The organism is Nakamurella multipartita DSM 44233, assembly GCF_000024365.1.
GTDB classification, from domain to species: Bacteria; Actinomycetota; Actinomycetes; order Mycobacteriales; family Nakamurellaceae; genus Nakamurella; species Nakamurella multipartita.
The window spans coordinates 572389-593284 of the sequence record NC_013235.1; the positions used below are offsets into that span (position 1 = coordinate 572389).

20 protein-coding genes are annotated in these 20896 nt (G+C 72.0%); 8 read left to right on the plus strand and 12 right to left on the minus strand.

Annotation, left to right across the window (positions count from 1 at the left end; translation table 11 throughout):
• Window position 1: 1 nt before the first annotated feature.
• Complete coding sequence (locus tag NAMU_RS02550) at window positions 2–1282, minus strand: sugar ABC transporter substrate-binding protein (RefSeq protein ID WP_015745851.1); 1281 nt, start codon at window positions 1280–1282, stop codon at window positions 2–4.
• A 181-nt stretch (window positions 1283–1463) separates the two neighbouring features.
• Window positions 1464–2573 (minus strand): LacI family DNA-binding transcriptional regulator, encoded by a 1110-nt coding sequence (locus NAMU_RS02555; protein WP_015745852.1) that lies wholly within the window; start codon window positions 2571–2573, stop codon window positions 1464–1466.
• Between the two features lie 139 nt (window positions 2574–2712).
• On the opposite strand from NAMU_RS02555, the gene NAMU_RS28035 reads away from it, so the two are divergent.
• Window positions 2713–3201 (plus strand): XdhC family protein, encoded by a 489-nt coding sequence (locus NAMU_RS28035; protein ID WP_052307767.1) that lies wholly within the window; start codon window positions 2713–2715, stop codon window positions 3199–3201.
• Between the two features lie 9 nt (window positions 3202–3210).
• Here the strand turns inward: NAMU_RS28035 and NAMU_RS02565 are convergent, their stop codons facing one another.
• The gene (locus NAMU_RS02565) at window positions 3211–4092 is read right to left on the minus strand and encodes an alpha/beta hydrolase (RefSeq protein ID WP_041368362.1); all 882 of its coding nucleotides are present in this window, start codon (window positions 4090–4092) and stop codon (window positions 3211–3213) included.
• 364 nt (window positions 4093–4456) lie between these two features.
• Between NAMU_RS02565 and NAMU_RS02570 the strand changes: the two genes are divergently transcribed.
• Window positions 4457–5395: a YihY/virulence factor BrkB family protein gene (locus tag NAMU_RS02570; RefSeq protein ID WP_245544855.1), complete on the plus strand. Its 939-nt coding sequence runs from the start codon at window positions 4457–4459 to the stop codon at window positions 5393–5395.
• Window positions 5396–5403: 8 nt separating this feature from the next.
• Here NAMU_RS02570 and NAMU_RS02575 read toward each other — a convergent pair whose 3' ends face one another.
• From NAMU_RS02575 to NAMU_RS02585, 3 genes are all read right to left on the minus strand, one after another.
• Window positions 5404–6537 (minus strand): aminotransferase class I/II-fold pyridoxal phosphate-dependent enzyme, encoded by a 1134-nt coding sequence (locus tag NAMU_RS02575; protein ID WP_015745855.1) that lies wholly within the window; start codon window positions 6535–6537, stop codon window positions 5404–5406.
• Complete coding sequence (locus NAMU_RS02580) at window positions 6534–7148, minus strand: helix-turn-helix transcriptional regulator (protein ID WP_015745856.1); 615 nt, start codon at window positions 7146–7148, stop codon at window positions 6534–6536. Before NAMU_RS02580 ends, NAMU_RS02575 begins: the two co-directional genes overlap by 4 nt.
• 106 nt (window positions 7149–7254) lie before the next feature.
• The gene (locus NAMU_RS02585) at window positions 7255–7953 is read right to left on the minus strand and encodes a hypothetical protein (RefSeq protein ID WP_015745857.1); all 699 of its coding nucleotides are present in this window, start codon (window positions 7951–7953) and stop codon (window positions 7255–7257) included.
• Between the two features lie 221 nt (window positions 7954–8174).
• Between NAMU_RS02585 and NAMU_RS02590 the strand changes: the two genes are divergently transcribed.
• Both NAMU_RS02590 and NAMU_RS02595 read left to right on the plus strand, forming a co-directional pair.
• Window positions 8175–9374, plus strand: a complete 1200-nt coding sequence (locus NAMU_RS02590; protein WP_015745858.1) for a sensor histidine kinase — start codon at window positions 8175–8177, stop codon at window positions 9372–9374.
• Window positions 9371–10063: a response regulator transcription factor gene (locus tag NAMU_RS02595; RefSeq protein ID WP_015745859.1), complete on the plus strand. Its 693-nt coding sequence runs from the start codon at window positions 9371–9373 to the stop codon at window positions 10061–10063. The genes NAMU_RS02590 and NAMU_RS02595 overlap by 4 nt, the downstream gene beginning before the upstream one ends.
• 18 nt (window positions 10064–10081) lie before the next feature.
• On the opposite strand, the gene NAMU_RS02600 is transcribed toward NAMU_RS02595, so the two are convergent.
• Complete coding sequence (locus tag NAMU_RS02600; protein WP_015745860.1) at window positions 10082–10666, minus strand: putative glycolipid-binding domain-containing protein; 585 nt, start codon at window positions 10664–10666, stop codon at window positions 10082–10084.
• A 147-nt stretch (window positions 10667–10813) separates the two neighbouring features.
• On the opposite strand from NAMU_RS02600, the gene NAMU_RS02605 reads away from it, so the two are divergent.
• The gene (locus NAMU_RS02605) at window positions 10814–12496 is read left to right on the plus strand and encodes an ABC-F family ATP-binding cassette domain-containing protein (protein ID WP_015745861.1); all 1683 of its coding nucleotides are present in this window, start codon (window positions 10814–10816) and stop codon (window positions 12494–12496) included.
• 260 nt (window positions 12497–12756) lie between these two features.
• Here NAMU_RS02605 and NAMU_RS02610 read toward each other — a convergent pair whose 3' ends face one another.
• Together NAMU_RS02610 and NAMU_RS02615 are read right to left on the minus strand one after the other, a co-directional pair.
• On the minus strand, window positions 12757–14211 hold the full coding sequence (locus NAMU_RS02610; RefSeq protein ID WP_015745862.1) for an LLM class flavin-dependent oxidoreductase: 1455 nt from the start codon (window positions 14209–14211) through the stop codon (window positions 12757–12759).
• On the minus strand, window positions 14208–14678 hold the full coding sequence (locus tag NAMU_RS02615) for an Lrp/AsnC family transcriptional regulator (RefSeq protein WP_015745863.1): 471 nt from the start codon (window positions 14676–14678) through the stop codon (window positions 14208–14210). Before NAMU_RS02615 ends, NAMU_RS02610 begins: the two co-directional genes overlap by 4 nt.
• Before the next feature lie 152 nt (window positions 14679–14830).
• On the opposite strand from NAMU_RS02615, the gene hppD reads away from it, so the two are divergent.
• Entirely contained in the window at window positions 14831–16036 is a 1206-nt protein-coding gene (hppD, locus tag NAMU_RS02620; protein WP_015745864.1) for a 4-hydroxyphenylpyruvate dioxygenase, read from the plus strand.
• A gap of 14 nt (window positions 16037–16050) precedes the next feature.
• Here the strand turns inward: hppD and fahA are convergent, their stop codons facing one another.
• Window positions 16051–17256, minus strand: a complete 1206-nt coding sequence (gene fahA / locus NAMU_RS02625; RefSeq protein ID WP_015745865.1) for a fumarylacetoacetase — start codon at window positions 17254–17256, stop codon at window positions 16051–16053.
• Between the two features lie 28 nt (window positions 17257–17284).
• Here fahA and NAMU_RS02630 point away from each other — a divergent pair, with 28 nt between their 5' ends.
• The gene (locus NAMU_RS02630; protein WP_015745866.1) at window positions 17285–18505 is read left to right on the plus strand and encodes a homogentisate 1,2-dioxygenase; all 1221 of its coding nucleotides are present in this window, start codon (window positions 17285–17287) and stop codon (window positions 18503–18505) included.
• 21 nt (window positions 18506–18526) lie between these two features.
• Here NAMU_RS02630 and NAMU_RS02635 read toward each other — a convergent pair whose 3' ends face one another.
• Both NAMU_RS02635 and NAMU_RS02640 read right to left on the minus strand, forming a co-directional pair.
• Window positions 18527–19192, minus strand: coding sequence for a class I SAM-dependent methyltransferase (locus tag NAMU_RS02635; protein WP_015745867.1), 666 nt, complete (start codon window positions 19190–19192; stop codon window positions 18527–18529).
• 58 nt (window positions 19193–19250) lie between these two features.
• The gene (locus NAMU_RS02640) at window positions 19251–20285 is read right to left on the minus strand and encodes a prephenate dehydrogenase (RefSeq protein WP_083785643.1); all 1035 of its coding nucleotides are present in this window, start codon (window positions 20283–20285) and stop codon (window positions 19251–19253) included.
• A 109-nt stretch (window positions 20286–20394) separates the two neighbouring features.
• On the opposite strand from NAMU_RS02640, the gene NAMU_RS02645 reads away from it, so the two are divergent.
• Window positions 20395–20889 (plus strand): tRNA adenosine deaminase-associated protein, encoded by a 495-nt coding sequence (locus NAMU_RS02645; RefSeq protein ID WP_015745868.1) that lies wholly within the window; start codon window positions 20395–20397, stop codon window positions 20887–20889.
• Window positions 20890–20896: the final 7 nt, after the last annotated feature.

The following is a 20896-nucleotide window of genomic DNA, read 5'->3' on the forward strand; positions in this document are numbered from 1 at the left end:
GTCAGCGACCGATACCGATCGAGGCGGCCTGCGACTGCAGTTCCTGCAGGGCCTGCGCGGGATCCTTGCCGGCCTTGACGATCTGCTCGACCTGGCTGTCGGCGGCGGCGCTGACCTGGGTCCAGGTCGGGACCGCCGGCGGGGAATTGGTGTCCTTGAGCTGGTCGCCGAACACCGAGAGCATCGGGTCGTCGGCGAGCACGCCCTCCTGCCAGGCGCTCTGCACCGAGGGCAGGTCACCGGTGGCCTGGTACCACTTCACCTGGACCTCGGGCTGTGAGAGCCACTGCACGAGCTTCCAGGCGGCGTCCCGGTTGGGGCTGTCCTTGAAGACCACCAGGTTGGAGCCGCCGACGAAGGAGGTGGCGGACTTGTCCTTGGGCAGCGTGGCCACGGCGTACTTGTCGGTGAAGTCGGCCCCGCCGGCCTTCTCCAGATTGCCGATCTCGTAGGGACCGGAGATCATCATCGGCGCGGACCCGTCGACGAACGCCGATTCCGCGGCGCCGGCCCCCATGTTCGGCGCCGGGTTGGCGATGCCCTCGGTGAAGAAGCTCTGGTAGTAGGTCAGCGCATCGACCCACTGCGGGGAATCCAGGGTCCAGGCGTCATTGCCACTGTCCATCAGCGAGGCGCCGGCCGACCAGCCGAACGGCAGGGTGCTCTGGAAGGAATCCGTGCCACCGGCCAGGAGCTGGATGCCCCACTGCGCGCCGGCCTTGTCCTGCAGGGCCTTGGCCATCGCCTTGAAGTCGTCGTAGTTGGTCGGAAAGGTGGTGTACCCGGCCTTCTCGGCCAGGTCCTTGCGGTAGAAGACGACCCGGGTGTCGACGTACCAGGGCACACCGACTGCGGTGCCGTCGACCTCGGTCGAGTTGACCGAACCGGGGAAGAACCCGGCGTCGGTGAGCTCGGCGGGGGTCGGATCGAACGCGTCGGCGAAGTCGCCCATCCAGGTGGTGCCCATCTGTGCGATGTCCGGCGTCTGACCGCCGGCGATGGCCGTCTGGTACTTGTTGTGCGCCGCGTCCCAGGGGATCGCGGTGACGTCGACGGTGACGCCGGGGTTGGCGGCCTCGAACTCGTCGAGCAGGGCGGGCAGATCCTGGCCTTCGGCGCCCTGCGCCCACATGGTCAGCTTGCCGGTGGCCGGGCCGGCGGAGATGCTGGCGGCGGGCGCGGAGGTCCCGGCCGCACCCGCGGTGTCGCTGCTCCGTCCGCAGGCGCTGAGCACGACCAGCCCGGCCAGCAAACCGGCCGTGATTGCTTTCTTTCGGAACATCGGTGTCCCTTTCAGTTTTGGTTCCCCAGCAGACATCGCCCACCGGACGAGAGCACAAGAACGCGGCGTGGTCGCTGTCGACCAGCAAGCTAAGCGCATAGCTCGTAGGCCGATTAAAGCGCATTGACCGCACGGAGGCAAGCCTTCGGCCGGATTCGCGCACCGGCCCGGGGGGCGGTGACTAGCTCGTCGGGCAGCCGCAGCTTTCCCGGATGACGACGCGGGTGGGCAGTTCGCGCCGGATCGGCGGCTGGCCCGGCTGGTCGAGCTGGCTGACCAGGATGTCGACCACCTCACGGCCCATCTGCTCCATCGGCTGGCGAACGGTGGTCAGGGTGGGGTGGCCGATCCGGCCGGCGACGATGCCGTCGAAGCCGACGACGGCTACGTCGCCGGGCACGGTCACGCCCGCCCTGCGCAGCGCATCGATCGCGGCCAGGGCATCCTGGTCGGTCGCGCAGACCAGGGCCTTGGGCAGGTGACCGGACGCGACCAGGCGATCGACGATCGCGCCGGTGTCGAAGGTGGTGGTGCCGTTCGGCGACAACGACTTTCGGGGCACGCGCAGCCCGGCCGCGCGCAGGGCGGCGCGAAACCCGGTGAACCGGGCCTGCTGGTCGGAACCGGTCGTGTCGCCGAGAAATCCGAAGTCGGTCAGCCGGTGGGCGGTGATGAGGTGGTCGGTGACCGCCCGCGTTCCCCGAACGTTGTCCACCGTCACGTGATTGAGCTCGTCGAGCTGGCCCGGCTCGGACAGCTCCACCACCGGCATCCGGCGGCTGATGCGCTGCAACGTGTCGGCCGGGACGGTGCGCGGGAAGACCGCGAGAGCATCGACACGGCCGGCGATGTCGGCGATCACCGCGTCGGTGTCGGCGTGCCCGCGACCGCCGATCAGCAGGGCGTAGCCGCGTCGCCAGCACTCCAGCCCCACCCCCCGCTGGATCTCATCGACGTACAACGGGAACAGCCGGAAGTCCTCGTTGGGGTCCGCCACCTCGACCACGCCCGCCGGGTCGGCCGGGCCGGAACCGGCGGCGGCGGTAGGCGGCTGGCGATCGAGCGAGTCCAGCAGGTAGTCGAAGGCGAACAGCCCGATGGCCCGGGTGCGGCCGTGGGCCAGCCCGCGGGCGCTCGCGCTGGGCACGTACCCCATCTCGCGGGCGACGGCCAGCACCATGTCCCGGGTCGAGGCCTTGACCTTCTCCGGCCGCCGGAAGGCGAAGGAGACGGTGGCGATCGAGACTCCGGCCCGCTCGGCGACGTCGTACACGGTTGGTGCCTTGGCCACGTTGCTTCCCCCGTCGACGAAGGTCCGGTATGCGGCGGGACCGGGACGAGTCTACGCGCTTATAGTTCTGCGCCACCGGTCGGCGCCGCTCGGCCGGTTGCGGGGTGACTTGTCCGGCCGGGTGCGCGATAGTGACCGCATGGCAGAACCGCTGCAGTTGTTGATCGTCGGCGACGGCCCGGTCGCCGAGGCCCTGATGCAGATCACGCCCGTCCTGGGCTGGTCGGCATCGGTGACCTCCGCCCGGCCGGCGATCGGGCCGGACCTGGACGCGGTCGTGATCACCAGTCATCACCAGGACGTCGACGGCCCCACGATCAAGGACGCACTGGCCGCCGGGACCGGTTACATCGGGGCGATGGGATCCCGCCGGACGCAGGCGCGGCGGCGGGAGTGGTTGCTGGGCAACGAGGTGGAGGAGGCGGCGCTCGCCGCGGTGCATGCCCCGATCGGTCTGGACATCGGGGCCGACCAGCCGGCCGAGATCGCGCTGTCAATCCTGGCCGAGATCGTCGGCTGGCGATCGGGCCGGCTGGCCGCCAGCTCGGCGCCGGCCTCGATCGGGGATCGCTCGGGGCCCATCCACCCGGAAATGGCCCCCGGTGACGCGACCTGCCCCGGCGGCTGACGCAACCGGTTAGGGCAGCTTCCCCGGGAACACCCGGTCCAGGGCGGCCAGCAGCGCCCGCGGCCCGTCGGCCTCGTGCAGCCAGCTGTGGAACCCGTCGACCAGGTGCACGCCGTCGTTGGCCGGCGTCGACCGGTCGAGCATGCCCTGCACGATGACCGGCCGGATGCCACGCAGGTTCAGATCGTCCAGGATGGCGGCCGTCCGGCAACTGAGCAGCAGCGCCAGGGTGGCCTGCAGCCGCCGGTACGGCCGCAGCTCCCGGTCCAGGAGCATGTCCAGGATGGACTGAAGCAGCCGCCCGGCGTGATAGAGCTCGTTGCGGTCGACGTTGGAGTCGTCGTAGCCGAGTTCCTGGACCAGGCGCAGGAACCGCCAGGGCTGCCGCCAGCACCGCCGCAACTTGCTGTCCCAGGGCGCGCCCAGGGCCGGGTTGATGAAGATCGGTTGCAGTTCTGCACCCGCCAGGTCCGCGGCCATCAGGGCGGCCAGCTGCCCGCCGAAGGAGTGCCCGACCAGGACCGTGGGTTCGATGCCCAGGGCCCGAACGGTTTCCGTGATCAGGGCGGAGAAATGGCGAACCCGGAAGTGGAGCAACCCGACCGTCCCGCTGCGGCCGTGGTTGGGCAGATCGATGGCGTAGATGCGCAGGCCGTACCGCTGCGACAGGGCGGTCAGCGCCGGCAGGTTCTGTTCGGTACGGCCGCCCAAACCGTGCAGCGCGACGGTGGGCCGGCCGTCGACCGGGCCGACCAGGGTGACGTGCATTCGCCGTCCCCGGCTGACCGGGACGGTCAGGGATGAGGCCGGGCCGGCCGCGTCGGTCATCGGCCGGGTTCCGGCGGAGCCGGCCGGGCCGGCCGAGCGTGAGCTGATTCTGGGCAGGAGCACGGTCGACCTTGCTGCGTGAGTGGTCGTCAACGAGGCGGGCGCGGAGAGGCGATCCCGGCCGGGGCCGCGGCCGTCAGGCGGCGGTCCGGATCCCACGCGGCTGTGCGTTCAGCGCTTCCCAGCAGACGCCTGTTCGTTCGATCTGTCAAACGCCGCGATCCGCCCGGCGACTGAAGGTCCGGCCGCGCGGGTACAGCACGGCCATGTCGATGCAGGTGGCGCCATGAACAACTCGGGTCCGAGGGTTCACCGGCCGGCCGGTCCCACGGACGGCGCACCACCACCGGCGCAGGAGCCGGCCGGGGCGGCGCCCGCCGGACCGACCGATGCCAGGCCGCGCGCGGATCGCCGGCGGGTGGACCGGTTGCGCCATACCGAGCCCTGGCACCGGGACGGGGCCGGCCCGGTGCCCACCGCGGATGGGCCGGTCCGCCGGCGCTGGCGCAAGGTGGCCCGACGAACCCTGGCCAAGGCCTGGGGCGACTCACTGTTCGGTATGAGTGCGCAGGCCGCCTTCTGGAGCGCGCTGTCCACCGCGCCCCTGTTGCTGGCCCTGCTCGGGTTGTCCGGATACGTGGCCCGGGCGATCGGGCCGAACACCACCGGCGAGATCCGGGAACAGGTGAACGTTTTCCTGCACACCATCTTCAACCAGGAGGTCGCCGACAACCTGATCGGGAACACCGTCGACGTCATCCTGAACAGCAGTCAGACCGACGTCGTCTCCGTCGGGTTGATCATCAGTCTGTGGGCCGGCTCCTCGGCCATGACTGCATTCGTCGAGTCGATCGCCATCGCCTACGGCCAGCACGAGTTCCGCCATCCTGTGCTGGAGCGGTTCTTCGCCCTCGGCCTGTACGTCGGCGCGCTCGCGGCCGGGATCGTGATGGTCCCGTTGCTGGCCATCGGACCCGATTACCTGCCCCGGTTGTTCCCGCCCGACTGGCGGTCGGCGGTCAGCGAGATCATCGGCTGGCTTTACTATCCCGGCCTGGCGATCGGGCTGATCCTGCTGCTGACCACCCTGTACAAGGTGGCGCCCAAGGACAAGCACCGGTGGATGCGCGGGTTGCCGGGAGCCTTCCTGGCCGCCGCGGTTTTCCTGACGGCCAGCACCGGACTTCGGTTGTACCTGTCCTACGTCTACGAGCACGGCCTGACCTACGGTGCGCTGGCCACGCCGATCACCTTCCTGCTGTTCTACTACTTCATCTCGATGGCCATCATCATCGGCGCCCAGTTCAACAATGCCCTGCTGGAGTACTACCCGCCGCGGACGTCGCGCCGGCAGCGGCGCGGCTGACCGCGACCTCAGCGTCCATCCAGGTACCGGCGCAGCGCGACCAGAGCCGCGCCGGGATCGCGGCGTCCGACGCCGATCCGGAACCGGTCGGCCGGCACCGGCGCCAGATCGGAGGTGTACACGCTGGCCGGAAGCAGGAGCACCCCTTCGGTTTCCACCAGCCGCCGGCAGAACGCCTCGACGCCGTCCGCCCCGCGGTAGCGCGGGAACGCCACCGCCCCGCCCTGCGGCGGGGCCCAGTCGAACAGATCGGGGTAGCCGGCGAAGAACTCGTCCAGCACCGGGATGTTGTCGGCGATGATCTGCCGGTTGCGGGCCTGGATCTCCGGGCCGCGGCGCAGCGCGAGGGTGGCCAGGAACTCACTGGGCCCGGCGTTGCAGATCGAGGTGTAGTGCTTGTGCCGCTCCAGCCGTTCCAGCAGGGCGTGGTCGCGGCAGGCGATCCAGCCGACCCGCAGCCCCGGCAGCCCGTAGGACTTGCTCATCACATTCACCGAGACGGCCGTGGGGGATGCGTCGGCGGCCTGGCGCAGGGTACGGGCCGGGTCGAGTTCCAGCCCGCGGTAGACCTCGTCGCAGATCAGCCGGATCCCGCGTTCCTCGCACAGCTGGACCAGTTCCGACCACGTCTGCTGGTCCGGCACCGCGCCGGTCGGATTGTTGGGGAAGTTGACCGCGATCACCCGGGTGGTCGGGCGCAGGGCGGCCCGGACGGCATCCAGGTCGAGCCGCCAGTGGTCGTCCGGGTCGAGCGGTACCCCGGTGACCTGGAGCCCGGCGGCGACCGGGATCGTCTCCAGCGCTTGATAGTTCGGGACGGTGACGATCGCGTGCTGGCGGGGTTCGGCGACCAGCTGCAGCAGCCAGAACAGGGCCTCCTCGGCGCCGGCGAACAGCAGGATGTCCTCCGGCCCGCACTGCTGATAGGTGTCCGCGACCGCGGTGCGCAGCGCGTCGGATCCCCATGTCGGCACGTAGCCCAGCGGCAGCTCGGTGAAGGCGGCGCGGTCGTCGTCGGTGCCCATGGCCAGCAGCTCGCCGATGGTCGTGGTCTGCGCGTCGGAGGCCGTCAGGTGGTACTTGGCGGTGAATTCCCACCGGGCGAAGTAGGACTCCAGGCGGAACGGCGGCAACGTGGTCATCGGGATTCCTCTCGTGTACGAACGGTTTTCAGCAGGTCGTAGACGGTGGCCCGGGACACGCCGAGGGAGGTGGCGACATGGCCGGCCGCGTGCCGGACCGCGAAGACGCCCTTGCCGTCCAGGTGCGCGACCAGCTCCAGCCGCTGCGGACGGCTGAGCCGGGACCGCGGCACCTGGGCGGCGCGGCACCAGTCGTCGACCAGGACGTTGACCTCGTGCGGCCAGTCCCGTTCGAACAGGGCGTCCGGACGGGGCTGCACCGCGGCGGCGAACCGGGTGAGGAGCTCGGCCGCGCCGTCCACCGCCGAGCGGTCGAAGTTGATGCACAGCAGTCCTTGCCCCTGGCCCAACGGCACGCTCACCGACGTCCACCGGCCCCCGTGCTCGTCGACCTTCGGATACGGGCCGATCACCGCATCGGACCGCTGCGCCTGCAGCAGCTCGGGTTCCAGCAGTGACGGGTCACCGATCTTGCGACCGGACAACGGGTTCCACACCGCCACCACCCGGTCGCGGCGTATATCGTGCGCGACCACCTCGACGTGCGGGTGGAACAACGCCACCACCGCCGCCACCACCGGCGCTTGCGGGGCCCACCACTGGTCATCCATGAGGATGGACAATAAATCCAGAGTGGACAAGTTGTCCAGACCCGGTACGCGCGGCGGGCCGCCCCCCTGGTGGGAGGCGGCCCGCCGCCGATGGCGCCGAACTGGTTCAGCCGGCGACCGGCTGCGGGACGGTCAGATTCGCCCGCTGGATGAGCCGCAGGCCGACCACCACCAGCGGCGCCGAGGCCAGCCCGGCGACCAGGGCACCCCACGGCGCGGGCAGGAACGCCGGGACGACCCAGACGGCCACGTAGACCGGTGCCGCCCACCAGCCGATGACGCCGGCCCGGGCCAGCCCGGCCAGCATCAGTGGGACGCCCAGCAGGGCGGTCACCATGGCACTGGACAGCCAGAACTGGGTCCAGATGCTGCCGTTCGCGGCGTCGAAGATGCCGGCGCCGACGTCCGGTGGCAGCACCCCGAGGGCGGCGACGTAGTGGTCGGCCAGCAGGAATCCGGAGAACTGCATGGCGCCGAAGGCGGCGATCACCGCGGCGGCGGCGGTCCACGCCCGCCCGCGCGGACCCCGGACCAGCCCGATCGCCGCCAGCACGCCGAAGGCCAGCGTGATCCAGCCGTAGTGGTACAGCCCCGCCGACACCGCCGAGATTCCAGGATCGGCAGCCAGCGAGGCGATGTAGCCGGCCGAGCTCTCGTCGGGCTGCGGCGGCGAGGTGAGGTTGCCGCCCAGGGTCAGCAGCGGGGACGCGATGAGCGCGATCCCGCCGAGGCGGGTGAGCACCCGGCCGGTGCGGGACTCGGCCGTGGTCTGGATGCCGGCGGTAGGGGTGACGGTGCTGGTCATGAGGAGAACTCCCGGAGTGATGCGGCGCCGCGGTTCGGTGCCTGACGGGACAGAACGCTACGAATCGCCGGGCGCCGGCGGATCGTCCTGACCGGCCGCTTTTCCCGGCTCGCGAACGGACATCGGCGGCCCGGGGTCCTCCTGCGGGAGGACCCCGCAGCCGGGGCCATCGTCTCCGGAACCGATGCCAGGGCGGGGCAGGAGGACCTAGGGTCACCCGCATGCGTCCACCTGCGAACCGGATCAGCCTGACGGCCGCGGTCGGCGGTGCGGTCGGCATCGTCCTCGGGGTGGCGTCGCTGCTGGAGGCCTCGACCGATCCGGCCGGCGTGGGGCTGGATGCCCAGACGGTGACCACGGCCCTGGCCATCGCACTCGGCTGCGGGATCGCGCCGTTCCTGCCGGTGCTCGGGTTGGCGGTCGGACTGGCCCCGATGGTGTTGGCCGTGCTGGTATTCCCGGCCACCCCCGGCCCGGCCGGGTCGCTGCTGATTGCGCTCATCCTGCTCGTCGGCTATGCCAGCTTCCGGCTGCCGCCGCGCCCCGGGCTCGCGGCGTACGTCGCGGCCTCCCTGGTCAGCGGCACCTGCGTGGCCGTCCAGTCCGGCAGCGTGTGGGAGGCGGTGTTCTTCCCGCTCATCCTGGGCGCCGGCTACGGGTTCGGAGTGTTGTTGCGGCGGGAGCGGTTTCGCTCGGCCGAGCTGGCCCGGTTGGCCGATGAGCTGCGCGCCGAACGGGAGGCCCGGACCCGGGATGCGGTGCTGGCCGAGCGGGCCCGGATCTCCCGCGAGCTGCACGACGCGGTTGCGCACACCGTCAGCGTGATGACGCTGCAGGCGGGGGTGGTGCGCCGGCGGATGCCGGACGGCTCGCCCGAGCAGGAGATGCTGCGGTCCGTCGAGGGGTTGGGCCGGCGGTCGGTGGACGAGCTGCGTCAGGTGGTCGGGTTGCTGCGCACCGGCCCGTCCGGTTTCGAATCGGCCGACGAGGTGGGCCGGCAGCCGTCGCTGAGGAACCTGCCGGACCTGACCGCCGACGTCCGGGCGGCCGGCCTGCCGGTTCGGCTGGACGTGCGGGGGGAGGCCGTCGAGCTGCCGGACGCCGTCGACCGGTCCGCCTACCGGATCGTGCAGGAGGCGCTGTCCAACACCAGCCGGCACGCCGGGCCGGGGACCACCGCGACCGTCCGGATCGATTACGGGCCCGACCGGGTCGTCATCGAGGTGCTCGACGACGGCCGTCCCGGCGTCGTCGAGCCGGCGTCGGGCGGGGGGTACGGGCTGGTGGGGATGCGGGAACGGGTCTCGCTCATCGGCGGGTCCCTGACGGCGGGACCGCTTGCCCAGGGTGGGTTCTCGGTCCGCGCGGACCTGCCGGTGACGGCCGGGGCGACCGGTGGTTCCACGGCGGTCCGGCGATGACCACATCCGCCGACGCGCTGCGGGTGGTGCTCGCCGACGACGAGGCGCTGGTCCGGGCCGGCCTGCGGATGCTGATCGACGGTGAGCCGGACATGCAGGTGGTCGGGGAGGCCGGTGACACCGCCGCCGTGGTCGCGGTGGTCGGGCGCACCCGCCCGGACGTGGTGCTGATGGACGTGCGGATGCCGGGCGGCGGCGGCATCGAGGCCACCCGGCGGTTGGCGGCGCAGAGCCCGCAGGTGCGGGTGATCGTGCTGACCACGTTCGACGAGGACGCTGCCATCGACGGGGCGTTGCGGCTCGGGGCGGCGGGGTTCCTGCTGAAGACCTCACCGCCGGAAATGCTGCTCGACGCGATCCGCCGGGTCGCCGCCGGGGGCGGGCAACTGGACCCGATGGTGGTGCCGCGGGTCATCGCCGGGTACGCCGCCGCACCCCGGATGGGGGAGCGGGCCCCCGAGCTGGACCGGTTGACCCCCCGGGAAACCGAAGTGCTGCAACTGGTTGCCCGGGGACACAACAACGCCGAGATCGCGGCACTGTTGCACTTGGGCGAGACCACGGTGAAAACCCACCTCGGACGGGTGCTCGACAAGCTGGGTTTGCGAGACCGCAACAAGGCCATCGCCTTTGCCTACGACAGCGGGCTGGTCACACCGGATGCCGGCGGCCCGCCCCGGCGACGATGACTGCGGCCGGGCGGCCGATCAGCGCAGCCGGTAGGACAGGTGCGCGACGTCGAGCACGAAACCCTCGCTGTCCACGGACAGTTCGTGGTGCCCGTTGGGCCCTTGATGCCGCAGCCGGGCACCGTGCTCGGTCAACTCGATCGTCCGGTAGTGGTGCACCACGGGCTCGACCGTCAGGTCCGGGAAGTTGACCTCGGCGACTACCACGGACTCCTGCCCGAGGCGCTGGTGCAGGCCCAACCGGCGGATGGCCATGGAGTTGCTGAACACGCTGGCGACGAAATCGACGTCCAGGGCCAGATCCAGGTCGGGCATCGGCGGTGATTTGCCGGCGCCGTCCAGCCACGGGCCGCCCGGGGTCCGGGTCAGCGACAGGCCACGTTCGGTGATCGCCGAATCGCTGTGCAGGGTCACCCGGCGGGTTCGGCCGGCGGCGTCGCACAGCACGGAGTACGAGGCCCCGAAGCTGTTGCGGCCCACCCGGACCAGGTAACCGGAGGCGCGCAGACCCCGTTCGGTGATCACCACCCGGACCGTTTCCAGGCGCCGACCATCGTCGGAGGACCAGGCAAAGAACCTGGCGGGGCCCTGATCGGCGCTCACGATGCGTACGCTATCGGTTACTGGCAGGTCCTGGCGCGTCGACCGGCCGCTGCCATGTGGGGGCTTTTCGCCCCATTCGGCCCCGGCCCGGTCGTGGACGGGCAAACACATTGACGCAGCGCACGTTCTCGGTCACCCTCGACGCCCATGGGCCACCTGGAGTTCAGTGCTGTGTCGCTTGCCCTGCCCGACGGGCGGCCCCTGCTCTCCGACGTCTCCTTCCGGGTGTCCGCGGGGGACGTGACGGCGTTGGTCGGGCCGAACGGCACCGGCAAGACCACCCTGCTGCGGGTGGCTGCCGGTTCGGTCGTGCCGGACGAGGGCGCCGCGGTGTGTTCCGGGTCGCTGGCCTACATGCCCCAGTTCGTCGGCTCGGTGCGGGACTCGTCCACGGTGCGGGATCTGTTGCTGGCCGTCTCCCCGGAACCGGTCCGCCGGGCCGCGGCGGCCATCGACGCGGCCGAACTGGAGATGATGACCGACGAGAGCGAGCCGGTCGCCCTGGCCTACGCGCAGGCGCTGGCCGACTGGGCCGACGTGGACGGGTACGGGCACGAGAACGCGTTCGACAAGGCCACCGTCGCGGCACTCGGCATCCATTACGACCGGGCCAAGTACCGGTCGGTGACCAGCCTGTCCGGCGGTGAGCAGAAGCGGTTGGTGCTCGAACTGCTTCTCGGCGGATCGGCCGACGTGCTGCTGCTGGACGAGCCGGACAACTACCTGGACGTGCCGGGCAAGCAGTGGCTCGAGCAGCGGCTGGCCGCCAGCGCCAAGGCGGTGCTGCTGGTCTCGCACGACCGCGAGTTGCTGGCCACCGCGGCGAGCCGCATCGTCACCCTCGAACCCGGCGCGGCCGGGGCCACCGCCTGGGTGCACGGCGGGTCGTTCGCCACCTATCACCAGGCCCGGGAGGACCGGAACTCGCGGCTGGAGGAGCTGCGCCGGCGCTGGGACGAGGAGCACGCCAAGCTCAAGGCGCTGGTGCTGATGTACAAGACCAAGGCCGCCTTCAACGACGGTCTGGCCTCCCGCTACCAGGCCGCGCAGACCCGGTTGGCCAAGTTCGAGCAGGCCGGGCCGCCGCTGGCCGTGCCGCACCAGCAGCGGGTGTCGATGCGGCTCGGCGGCGGCCGGACGGCCAAACGGGCCCTGGTCTGCCGGCGCCTCGAGCTGACCGGGCTGATGCAGCCCTTCGACCTCGAGGTGCACTTCGGTGACCGGGTCGCGGTGCTGGGCGCCAACGGATCCGGCAAGTCACATTTCCTGCGGCTGCTGGCGGCCGGGGGCTCCGATCCGGACGTCGAGCACCAGCCGGTGTCGGACGAGCCGATCGAACCGGTGCCGCACACCGGATCGGTGGTGCTGGGCTCCCGGGTGCGACCCGGCTACTTCCGGCAGACCCACGGGCACGCCGAATGGCAGGGCCGCACGCTGCTGGACATCCTGCACCGCGGCGACGAGCACCGGGCCGGCATGGGCCGCGAGCAGGCGGCTCGGGTGCTGGACCGGTACGGGCTGGCCCGCTCGTCCGAGCAGCTGTTCCCGACGCTGTCCGGCGGGCAGCAGGCGCGGTTGCAGATCCTGCTGCTGGAGCTGTCCGGCGCCACGTTGCTGTTGCTGGACGAGCCCACCGACAACCTCGACCTGCACTCGGCCGAGGCTCTGGAGCAGGCGCTGGACGCGTTCGACGGCACCGTCGTCGCCGTCACCCACGACCGGGCGTTCGCGCGCACCTTCGACGCTTACCTGATCTTCGACGCCGACGGCACCGTCCGCCTCAGCGACGAACCGGACTGGGCGATCGCCCGAGTCCGCCGCGCCCGCTGACCCCCTCCCCGCGCGGATCAATTACGCCGGCGCGGCTGAAGTCGTCGACTCGCTGCACATGCGTCACATTTGGTTGGACTTCATCCGCGCCAGCTGTCCACACCGGATCCGCGCGGATGAAGTGGTTGACACCGGTCCCACCAGTCAAATTCGGTGCGAGTTGATCCGCGCCGCCGTAGTTGATCCGCGCGGGGAAAGGGCCCGCCGGAGTTGATCCGCGCGGGAAAGGGGCCGCCGGAGTTGATCCGGCGGGAAGTGGGTCAGCCGAAGGCGGAGATGACGGGGGCGAACTGCTCGATCTCGGCCGGCCCGGACAGATCCGGCAGGCTGACGAACACCGTGTCCACGCCCGCCTCGGCCAGGCGCGTGTAGCGGGCGACGTGCGCGTCCGGCGTCCCGGCATGGTGGGCTGCCGCGTAGGCGGTGGCCTTGCTCCGGCCGCGGTGTCGCTCGACCAGGCGGGCCACCGCGTCGGGGTCGGCACCGACGATCGGCACGTCGAGCACGGTGATCCGCAGCCCGGCGGGGTCGCGGCCGGCGGCGACGGCGTGCGCTCGGAACACCGCCAGCTTGCGGTCCAGGTCGACGGTGGACGGCAGGTTGCAGCCATCGGCCAGGGTGGCGGCGATGCGCAGGGTGTGCCGTTCGCCGCCCCCGCCGACCAGGATCGGGATCGGGCCGGGCCGCGGGTAGCAGGTGGTCTCCGGGAACGGTCCGTACGGCTTGGTGCCGGCGCCCCAGAACGCGCGCAGCACCCCGATGGTCTCTTCCAGGGCGTCGAGCCGGGCTCGCGGGGACGGCAGATCGATCGCCTCGAACGCGCTCCCGGGCAGGCCGTAGGCGGCGTGCTCGCGGGCGTACCAGCCGGCGCCGAGCCCGCAGAACACCCGGCCCGGGGCCACGGTGTCCAGCGTGGCCAGCATCTTGGCCAACAGCGGGGCCGACCGGAACGTCACCGGCGTCACCAGCGGCCCGAGTTCGATCCGCTCGGTCACCCCGGCCAAGTAGCCGAGCGTCACGTACGCCTCGGGGATCGGGTCCCAGGCCCGGCCCACCTGCGGGATCTGCAGCAGGTGGTCCATGACCGACAGCGCGGCGAAGCCGGCCCGTTCGGCCGCCACCGCCACATCACGCAGCCAGCCGCGCGGATCCGCGCCCCAACCGAATGCCGACACCTGCAGGCCGAACCGCAACCCGGGCCGTGGGGGTGGCGCGGGTCCAGCGGCGGCGACGCCCGCCCGGACGGGCTCGCCGGCGGTGTCCACCCGCAGGATGCGATCGAAGCCGTCGTCACCCAGCTCGATCTCGGCCGTCCGGCGGTGCTGGGAGCGGAGCGCGGGGGCCGGCACCGGCCGGTCGCGAGCCCGGTTCCGGGTGCGGCACACCTCCAGCGCGGTGGTGAACACGACCGCGACGCAGGGCAGCCCGGCCCGGCGGCCGAGGGCGACGGCGGTCCGGCGCCGGTCGCCGTCCAGGCCGAGGGTGTCGATCACCGTGGTCAGGCCGCGTCGCAGCCGGGCCGCGACGACGGTGTCCAGCACGGCGAACGCGTCCACCGACGCATCCAGATCGCCTTCCCCGCTGCCCACCGTCGCCCGGAGGGCGTCCGCGGAGACGACCTCGTTCGCGGCGAAATGCGTTCGCGCCCAGGTGGTCTTGCCCGCTCCGGACGGGCCGACGAGCACGACCAGGGCTGGCCGCGGCAGGTCGATCATCGGCCGGCCACGCTGCGCACCAGCGGCCCGGTGCGGTGCCGGACCGGGGTGTCCAAGGCGATCGCGGTCGACGCGCGGACCACGGCGGGATCGCGCACCACGTCATCGATCACCCGTTGCAGGTCGGCATTGTCTCGGGACACCACCTGCACCAGCAGATCCGCCTGGCCGGTGATGGTGTGCACCTCGATCACCTCGGGGATGGCGGACAGGTGATCCACGACGTCGCGCCGGCCGCGGCCCTGCGCGATCTCGACGGTGACGAACGCGGTCACCGGGAAGCCGAGCGCGGCCGGATCGACGGTCGGGGCCAGGTCGGCGATGACCCCGCTGCGCTGCATCCGGTCGAGCCGGGCCTGCACGGTGTTGCGGGCCGCACCGATCCGGCGGGCCGCCTCCAGGACCCCGACCCGCGGCTCGGCCGAGAACAGCTCCAGGATCTGCGCGTCCAGCCGGTCGATCGTCACCGAATTCCTCTACACAGTGCTCAGTCAATCTGCTATCTGACTCAACAGATTGCACAGGATGTTGCCTGCCGGCACCCAGTATTGCCCACCAGCAGCACCCGCGCCCATGCTGACCGGAATCCACGACCGCGACGAGGCGAAGGCGGATTCCGATGACCCTGTCGTTCGAGGACACCCGGCGCGCAGCACCCGATGAACCCACCGACGAGGCCTTGCGCGACCTGGTCGGCCTGGTCGACCACGACGTGACCACCGACCCGTTCCCGGTGCTCGGCATGGACGCCGTGGTGTTCGTCTGCGGCAACGCCACCCAGTCCGCCCAGTACTTCCAGGCGGTGTGGGGGATGGACCCGTTCGCCTACCGCGGCCCGGAGACCGGCCACCGCGGCGACGTCGCCTACGCGCTCAAATCCGGGTCCGCCCGCTTCGTGCTGACCGGCGGCGTGGCCCCGGACAGCCCGCTGCTGGACATCCACCGTGAGCACGGTGACGCCGTCGTCGACCTGGCCATGGAGGTCGGTGACGTCGACCGGTGCATCGAGCAGGCGCGGCGGCAGGGCGCGCGCATCCTGGCCGAACCGCACGACGAGACCGACGAGCACGGCACCGTCCGCAGCGCCGCCATCGCCACCTACGGCCACGTCCGGCACACGCTGATCGACCGGCGCCGGTACACCGGCCCCTACCTGCCCGGCTTCCGCCCCGTCACGACCACCGCGGTCCGGCCGGACGGCGCCCCGCGGCGGCTGTTCCAGGCCCTGGACCACGCGGTCGGCAACGTCGAACTCGGCCGCATGGACGAATGGGTCGACTTCTACAACCGCGTCATGGGTTTCGTGAACATGGCCGAGTTCGTCGGCGACGACATCGCCACCGAGTACTCGGCGCTGATGAGCAAGGTCGTCGCCAACGGCAACCACCGGGTGAAGTTCCCGCTGAACGAACCGGCGGCCGGCAAGCGCAAGTCGCAGATCGACGAGTACCTGGAGTTCCATGCCGGCCCGGGATGCCAGCACCTGGCGCTGGCCACCGGCGACATCCTGGGCACGGTGGACGCCCTGCGGGATCGGGGCGTGCGGTTCCTGGACACTCCGGACGCCTACTACGACGACCCGGAGCTGGCGGCCCGGATCGGGCCGGTGCGGGTGCCGGTCGCCGAACTCAAGAAGCGCCGGATCCTGGTCGACCGGGACGAGGACGGCTACCTGCTGCAGATCTTCACCAAGCCGCTGGGCGACCGGCCGACGATCTTCTTCGAGATCATCGAGCGGCACGGCTCTCTCGGCTTCGGAAAGGGCAACTTCAAGGCGCTGTTCGAATCGATCGAGCGGGAGCAGGCGGCCCGCGGGAACCTGTGAACGGCGCCGGGCCATCAGCCCGCGGCCGGCCGCACAGCCCCGGTCACCTCGCCCAGGGTCAACCGGCCGCCACCGGTCGACGGGGCGGTCGCCGTGATCGTGACGACGTCGCCGTCGGCCAGGAAGGTCCGCGACGTGCCGTCGCCCAGCGGCACCGGCCGGGTCCCGTTGGCCGAGAGCTCCAGCAGCGAACCGGCCTGGTCGGCGGCGGGCCCGGACACGGTGCCGGACGCCAGCAGATCCCCGGTGCGCAGGCGCGCGCCGTTGCTGGTCAGGTGCGCGATCAACTGGGGCCCGGTCCAGTACATGGCGGCGAAAGGCGGCCGGCTGACCACGGTCCCGTTCACCTCGACGGTCAGGGCCAGATCCAGGCCCCAAGGCAGCCCGGCATCGTCGGCCAGGTAGGGCAGCAGCCGGTGGGTGCGCGGCGGCGGGGCGACCCGGGCGGCGGCCAGCGCGGCGAGCGGGGTGATCCAGGGGCCGACCGAAGTGGCAAAGGATTTGCCGAGCATCGGCCCGAGCGGGCGGTACTCCCAGGCCTGGATGTCGCGGGCGCTCCAGTCGTTGAGCAGGCCGACGCCGAACACGTGCCGGGCGAACGCGCCGGCCGGCACCGGGGAGCCCAGCGGCGAGCCGACCCCGACGACGAACGCGACCTCCGCCTCCAGGTCCAGCCGCTGCGTCGGACCGAACGTCGGCGCCGCGCCGGGCAACCGGGTCTGCCCGCGGGGCCGGCTGACCGGGGTGCCGGACACGACCACGCTGCCGGCCCGGCCGTGGTAGCCGATCGGCAGATGTTTCCAGTTGGGCGGCAACGGGTCCGCGTCCGGCCGGAACATCCGGCCGACCGCGGTCGCGTGCCACTGGCTGGCGTAGAAGTCGACGTAGTCGGCGACCGTGAATGGCAGCAACAGGCGCACCGACTCCAGCGGGTGCAGGTGGGACTCGACGAGGGTGCGGCAGTCCGGATCGGTCACCGCCCGGTGCGCCAGGGAGCGGGCGGCCGCCCAGGTCGCCGGGCCGGCGGCCAGCAGCGGATCCAGCGAACCGGCCGCCAGAACGCCGGCCAGCTCAGGGGTGTCGGCCACCGCGGCCAGGTCGAGCACGGAGGAGCCGATCCGCACGCCCACCCGGCGGCCGGCACCCGCGTCGAACACCCCGTACGGCAGGTGGTCGTCGTCGAACCCCGACCCGGCGGCACCGGGCACCCAGGAAGCCACGGCGGAACCCTAGACCCCAGGAGCGGTGATGGCCCACTACCGGCGCGTCGGTGAGGTCCCCCCGAAGCGGCACACCCAGTTCCGGGACGCCGGCGGGCAGCTGCGGCGGGAGGAGCTGATGGGGGAGGAGGGCTTTTCCTCCGACTCCTCGCTGCTGTACCACCGGGGTATCCCGTCGGCGATGGTCGACGCCCGGATCTGGGAGCTGCCCGACCTGGGCACGACGCCGAACCACCCGTTGATGCCGCGGCACCTGAAACTGCACGACCTGTTCGCCTCGGGCGAGGGCATCGACGGCCAGGGAATCGACGGCGGGGGAATCGATGCTGTCATCGGCCGCCGATTGGTGCTGGGCAACGGCGACGTGCGCATCTCCTACGTCGTCGCGGCCGAGCCGAGCCCGTTGTACCGCAACGCGATCGGCGACGAGTGCGTGTTCGTCGAGGCCGGCTCGGGCACGGTGCAGACGGTGTTCGGCGAGCTCCCGGTGCAGGCCGGCGATTTCGTCGTCATCCCGCGGGCGACCGTGCATCGCTGGGTGCCTGACGGGCCGCTGCGCGCCTACATCGTGGAGGCCAACAGCCACATCGGCCCGCCGCGCAAGTACCTGTCCCGGTTCGGCCAGCTGCTGGAACACTCGCCCTACTGCGAGCGGGACCTGCACGGACCGGCCACGCCCCTGCTGATGGACGGGCCGGACGTGCCCGTCTACGTCAAGCACCGCGGCAACGGGCCGAGCGGGATCGTCGGGTCGATCGTCGTCGGCCCGCACCACCCGTTCGACGTGGTCGGCTGGGACGGCTGCCTGTACCCGTACACGTTCAACGTCCGCGACTTCGAGCCGATCACCGGCCGCGTGCACCAGCCGCCACCGGTGCACCAGGTGTTCGAGGGCACCAACTTCGTCATCTGCGCGTTCGTCCCGCGCAAGGTCGACTACCACCCGCTGGCCATCCCGGTGCCCTACTACCACTCCAACGTGGACAGCGACGAGATCATGTTCTACGTCGCCGGCGACTACGAGGCCCGCAAGGGCTCCGGCATCGGGCCGGGGTCGGTCAGCGTGCACCCCGGTGGCCACTCGCACGGGCCGCAGCGCGGCGCGGTGGAGGCGTCCCTGGGCAAGGACTCCTTCGACGAGCTGGCCGTCATGGTCGACACCTTCCGGCCGCTCGAGCTCGGCGAGGGCGGCCGCGCGGTGGATGACGGCGCCTACGCCTGGAGCTGGTCGGGCCGCGGCCCCGGCTGAGACCCGGGCGCCGCCTGTGGCTCAGGGGCGGCGGACCAGTACCACCGAGTCCTCCAGGGTCGATTCCTGCCCGTCCGGGCCGGTCGCCGGGCGCGTGCGGACCTCGCAGACCAGCACGTCCCAATCATCGGACAGGGCCAGCGCGGCCAGGTCGCCGGCCGGGGTCGGGAAGACGATCGAGGGGTCACCGGCCAGCCCGGACCACGGCGGCGCCGCGGCGTGGGCGACGACCAGCAGATGGCCGCCCGGGGCGACCAGGGTGGCGGCGCGGCGCAGCACCTCGTCCCGGGCGAACTCCACCGGTGACTGCAGGAAGCAGGCGCAGACCAGGTCGTACCGCTCGTCGGTCCGCCAGGTCTGCAGGTCCGCGGCGACGAAGTTGACCCGGCCGGTGGCGACCCCGCGGTCGGCGGCGGCGGCGACGGCCCGGGCGATGGCGATGCCGGACAGCTCGACCCCGGTCACCTGCCAACCGCGTTCGGCCAGCCAGATGGCGTCACCGCCCTCGCCCGAACCCAGATCCAGGGCCCGGCCGGGCGGCAGCTCGGCCACCGTGCGCACCAGCATGGTGTTGGCCCGGCCGGACCAGATGCCGTCCTTCTCCCGGTAGCGGTTCTCCCAGAACTCCCGGGGATCGTCGGTGGTGGTTCCGGCGCCGTGGCCGGTGTGGGTGTGCGGGGGCGTCATGACCCCAGCGTGCCCAGGCGGCCGGTGACTGGCAAGTATCTTTGCCGTTTCGGCAAGGTCAGAGCTGATCGGGGTAGTGCGCCTGCACCCGCAGGTCCGCCCCGGCGCCGGTCAGGCCGCTGACGTAGCCGCCGGCCGAGCCGACGGCCAGCAACTGCTCGACCAGGTGGTCGCCGGTCAGCGTCATCGGTTCCAGGCCCGACCCGCGGGCGTCGAACTGGCCGCGGGCCCGGTGCCCGCCCTCGGTGAGCTTGAGCAGCGACCCGGTGGAGGCCAGCGAGGCGCGGGCCACCCCGAGCAGGGCCAGGGCGTCGTCCAGGGCCTCGACCAGGGCCTCCTGGTTGGCCTCGCACATCGCCCGGACCAGCTCCGGGCGGGTCCCGGCGACCCGGGTGCCGTCGGCGAACGACGAGGCAGCCAGCGACAGGGCCAGTTCGCCGCCCTGGGCGCCGGCCTGGGCCAGGGCCAGCGCCATCAGGTGCGGCAGGTGGGAGATCCGGGCCACCGCGGCGTCGTGGGCCTCGGCCTCGGTCGGCACCACCCGGCTGCCCACGGTCAGGGCCAGCGCCGCCACGGCCGACCAGTCGGCCACCTCGGTGTCCTCGGTCAGGCACGTCACCCAGGCGGCCCCGTCGAACAGGGTCGCGTCCCCGGCCGCCCAACCGGAGGCGGCCGTGCCGGCCATCGGGTGCGAGCCGACATAGCGGGCCTGCGGGACGAGCTGGGCGACCTCTTGGGCCACCACCGCCTTGACACTGGCCACGTCGGTCAGCCGGACCTGCGGCGCGTGGTGGGCGACCTCCCGCAGCAGGGTGCGGAAGGTCGTCACCGGGGACGCCAGCACGACCAGGGCGTCCGCGCGGACCGCCGCCTGCAGCGCTGCCTCCAGGGTGCCCGCGACGGCCAGGCCGTCGGCCGCGGCCGCGTCCCGGGTGGACACGCTGGGCGACCAGCCGGTCACCGGCAGCCGGTCCTGCAGGGCCCGGACCAGCGAACCGCCGATCAGGCCGAGGCCGAGCACGCAGACCGCCGGGGGCAGCAGGGAGGACAGGGCGGCGGAGGCGGACGCATCGGTGGACGGTGCGGAGGGCATGGCCTCATCATCGCCGGTCGGAGCGTCGGCCGGGTCCCGGGGGCCGGCGCCGATCGGCTGGGGGGACCGGCGATGGCTCATCGGGCGCCTAGGCCGTAACGTTGCCCGCGTGAGCACTGCCGGGACGAACACGACTGAGGGCTTCGGGGTCGCGGTCACCCGCGAGGACAGCACGTGGCGGTGCTCGCTCCTCGCGCCCGAACTGCTCGACGATCTGGACGGTGTGATCACCGGCCTGCGTCGGGTGGCCAGCAGCGGTCCGGTGTTCGCCATGCTGGCCGTCGACGACGAGTTCTTCGTGATCGTGCGGCCCATCCCGGGCGGGGCGGCGTTGCTGCTCTCGGACGCGACCGCCGGGCTGGACTACGACATCGCCGCCGACGTGCTCGACCTGCTCCAGGTGCAGATCCCGGAGGACGACGAGGTCGACGACGAGCCTTGGCCCGAGGGCGATCTGGGCCTGCTGGCCGATCTGGGCGTGGCCGAGCAGGAGATGCAGCTGATCGTCGACGACGTCGACCTGTACCCGGACGAGCAGCTGTCCATGATCGCCGCCCGCTGCGGGTTCGCCGACGCGTTCAGCGCGATCCTCGAGAAGGTCTGACCCGCGC

What these genes read in the sequence shown, in the direction of transcription:
- NAMU_RS02630 (WP_015745866.1), top strand. Translation starts at nt 17,285, where the DNA reads ATGGCCCACTACCGGCGCGTCGGTGAGGTCCCCCCGAAGCGGCACACC.
- NAMU_RS02580 (WP_015745856.1), bottom strand. Translation starts at nt 7,148, where the DNA reads ATGGATGACCAGTGGTGGGCCCCGCAAGCGCCGGTGGTGGCGGCGGTG.
- NAMU_RS02585 (WP_015745857.1), bottom strand. Translation starts at nt 7,953, where the DNA reads ATGACCAGCACCGTCACCCCTACCGCCGGCATCCAGACCACGGCCGAG.
- NAMU_RS02590 (WP_015745858.1), top strand. Translation starts at nt 8,175, where the DNA reads ATGCGTCCACCTGCGAACCGGATCAGCCTGACGGCCGCGGTCGGCGGT.
- NAMU_RS02595 (WP_015745859.1), top strand. Translation starts at nt 9,371, where the DNA reads ATGACCACATCCGCCGACGCGCTGCGGGTGGTGCTCGCCGACGACGAG.
- NAMU_RS02610 (WP_015745862.1), bottom strand. Translation starts at nt 14,211, where the DNA reads ATGATCGACCTGCCGCGGCCAGCCCTGGTCGTGCTCGTCGGCCCGTCC.
- NAMU_RS02605 (WP_015745861.1), top strand. Translation starts at nt 10,814, where the DNA reads ATGGGCCACCTGGAGTTCAGTGCTGTGTCGCTTGCCCTGCCCGACGGG.
- NAMU_RS28035 (WP_052307767.1), top strand. Translation starts at nt 2,713, where the DNA reads ATGGCAGAACCGCTGCAGTTGTTGATCGTCGGCGACGGCCCGGTCGCC.
- hppD (WP_015745864.1), top strand. Translation starts at nt 14,831, where the DNA reads ATGACCCTGTCGTTCGAGGACACCCGGCGCGCAGCACCCGATGAACCC.
- NAMU_RS02640 (WP_083785643.1), bottom strand. Translation starts at nt 20,285, where the DNA reads ATGCCCTCCGCACCGTCCACCGATGCGTCCGCCTCCGCCGCCCTGTCC.
- NAMU_RS02575 (WP_015745855.1), bottom strand. Translation starts at nt 6,537, where the DNA reads ATGACCACGTTGCCGCCGTTCCGCCTGGAGTCCTACTTCGCCCGGTGG.
- NAMU_RS02550 (WP_015745851.1), bottom strand. Translation starts at nt 1,282, where the DNA reads ATGTTCCGAAAGAAAGCAATCACGGCCGGTTTGCTGGCCGGGCTGGTC.
- NAMU_RS02635 (WP_015745867.1), bottom strand. Translation starts at nt 19,192, where the DNA reads ATGACGCCCCCGCACACCCACACCGGCCACGGCGCCGGAACCACCACC.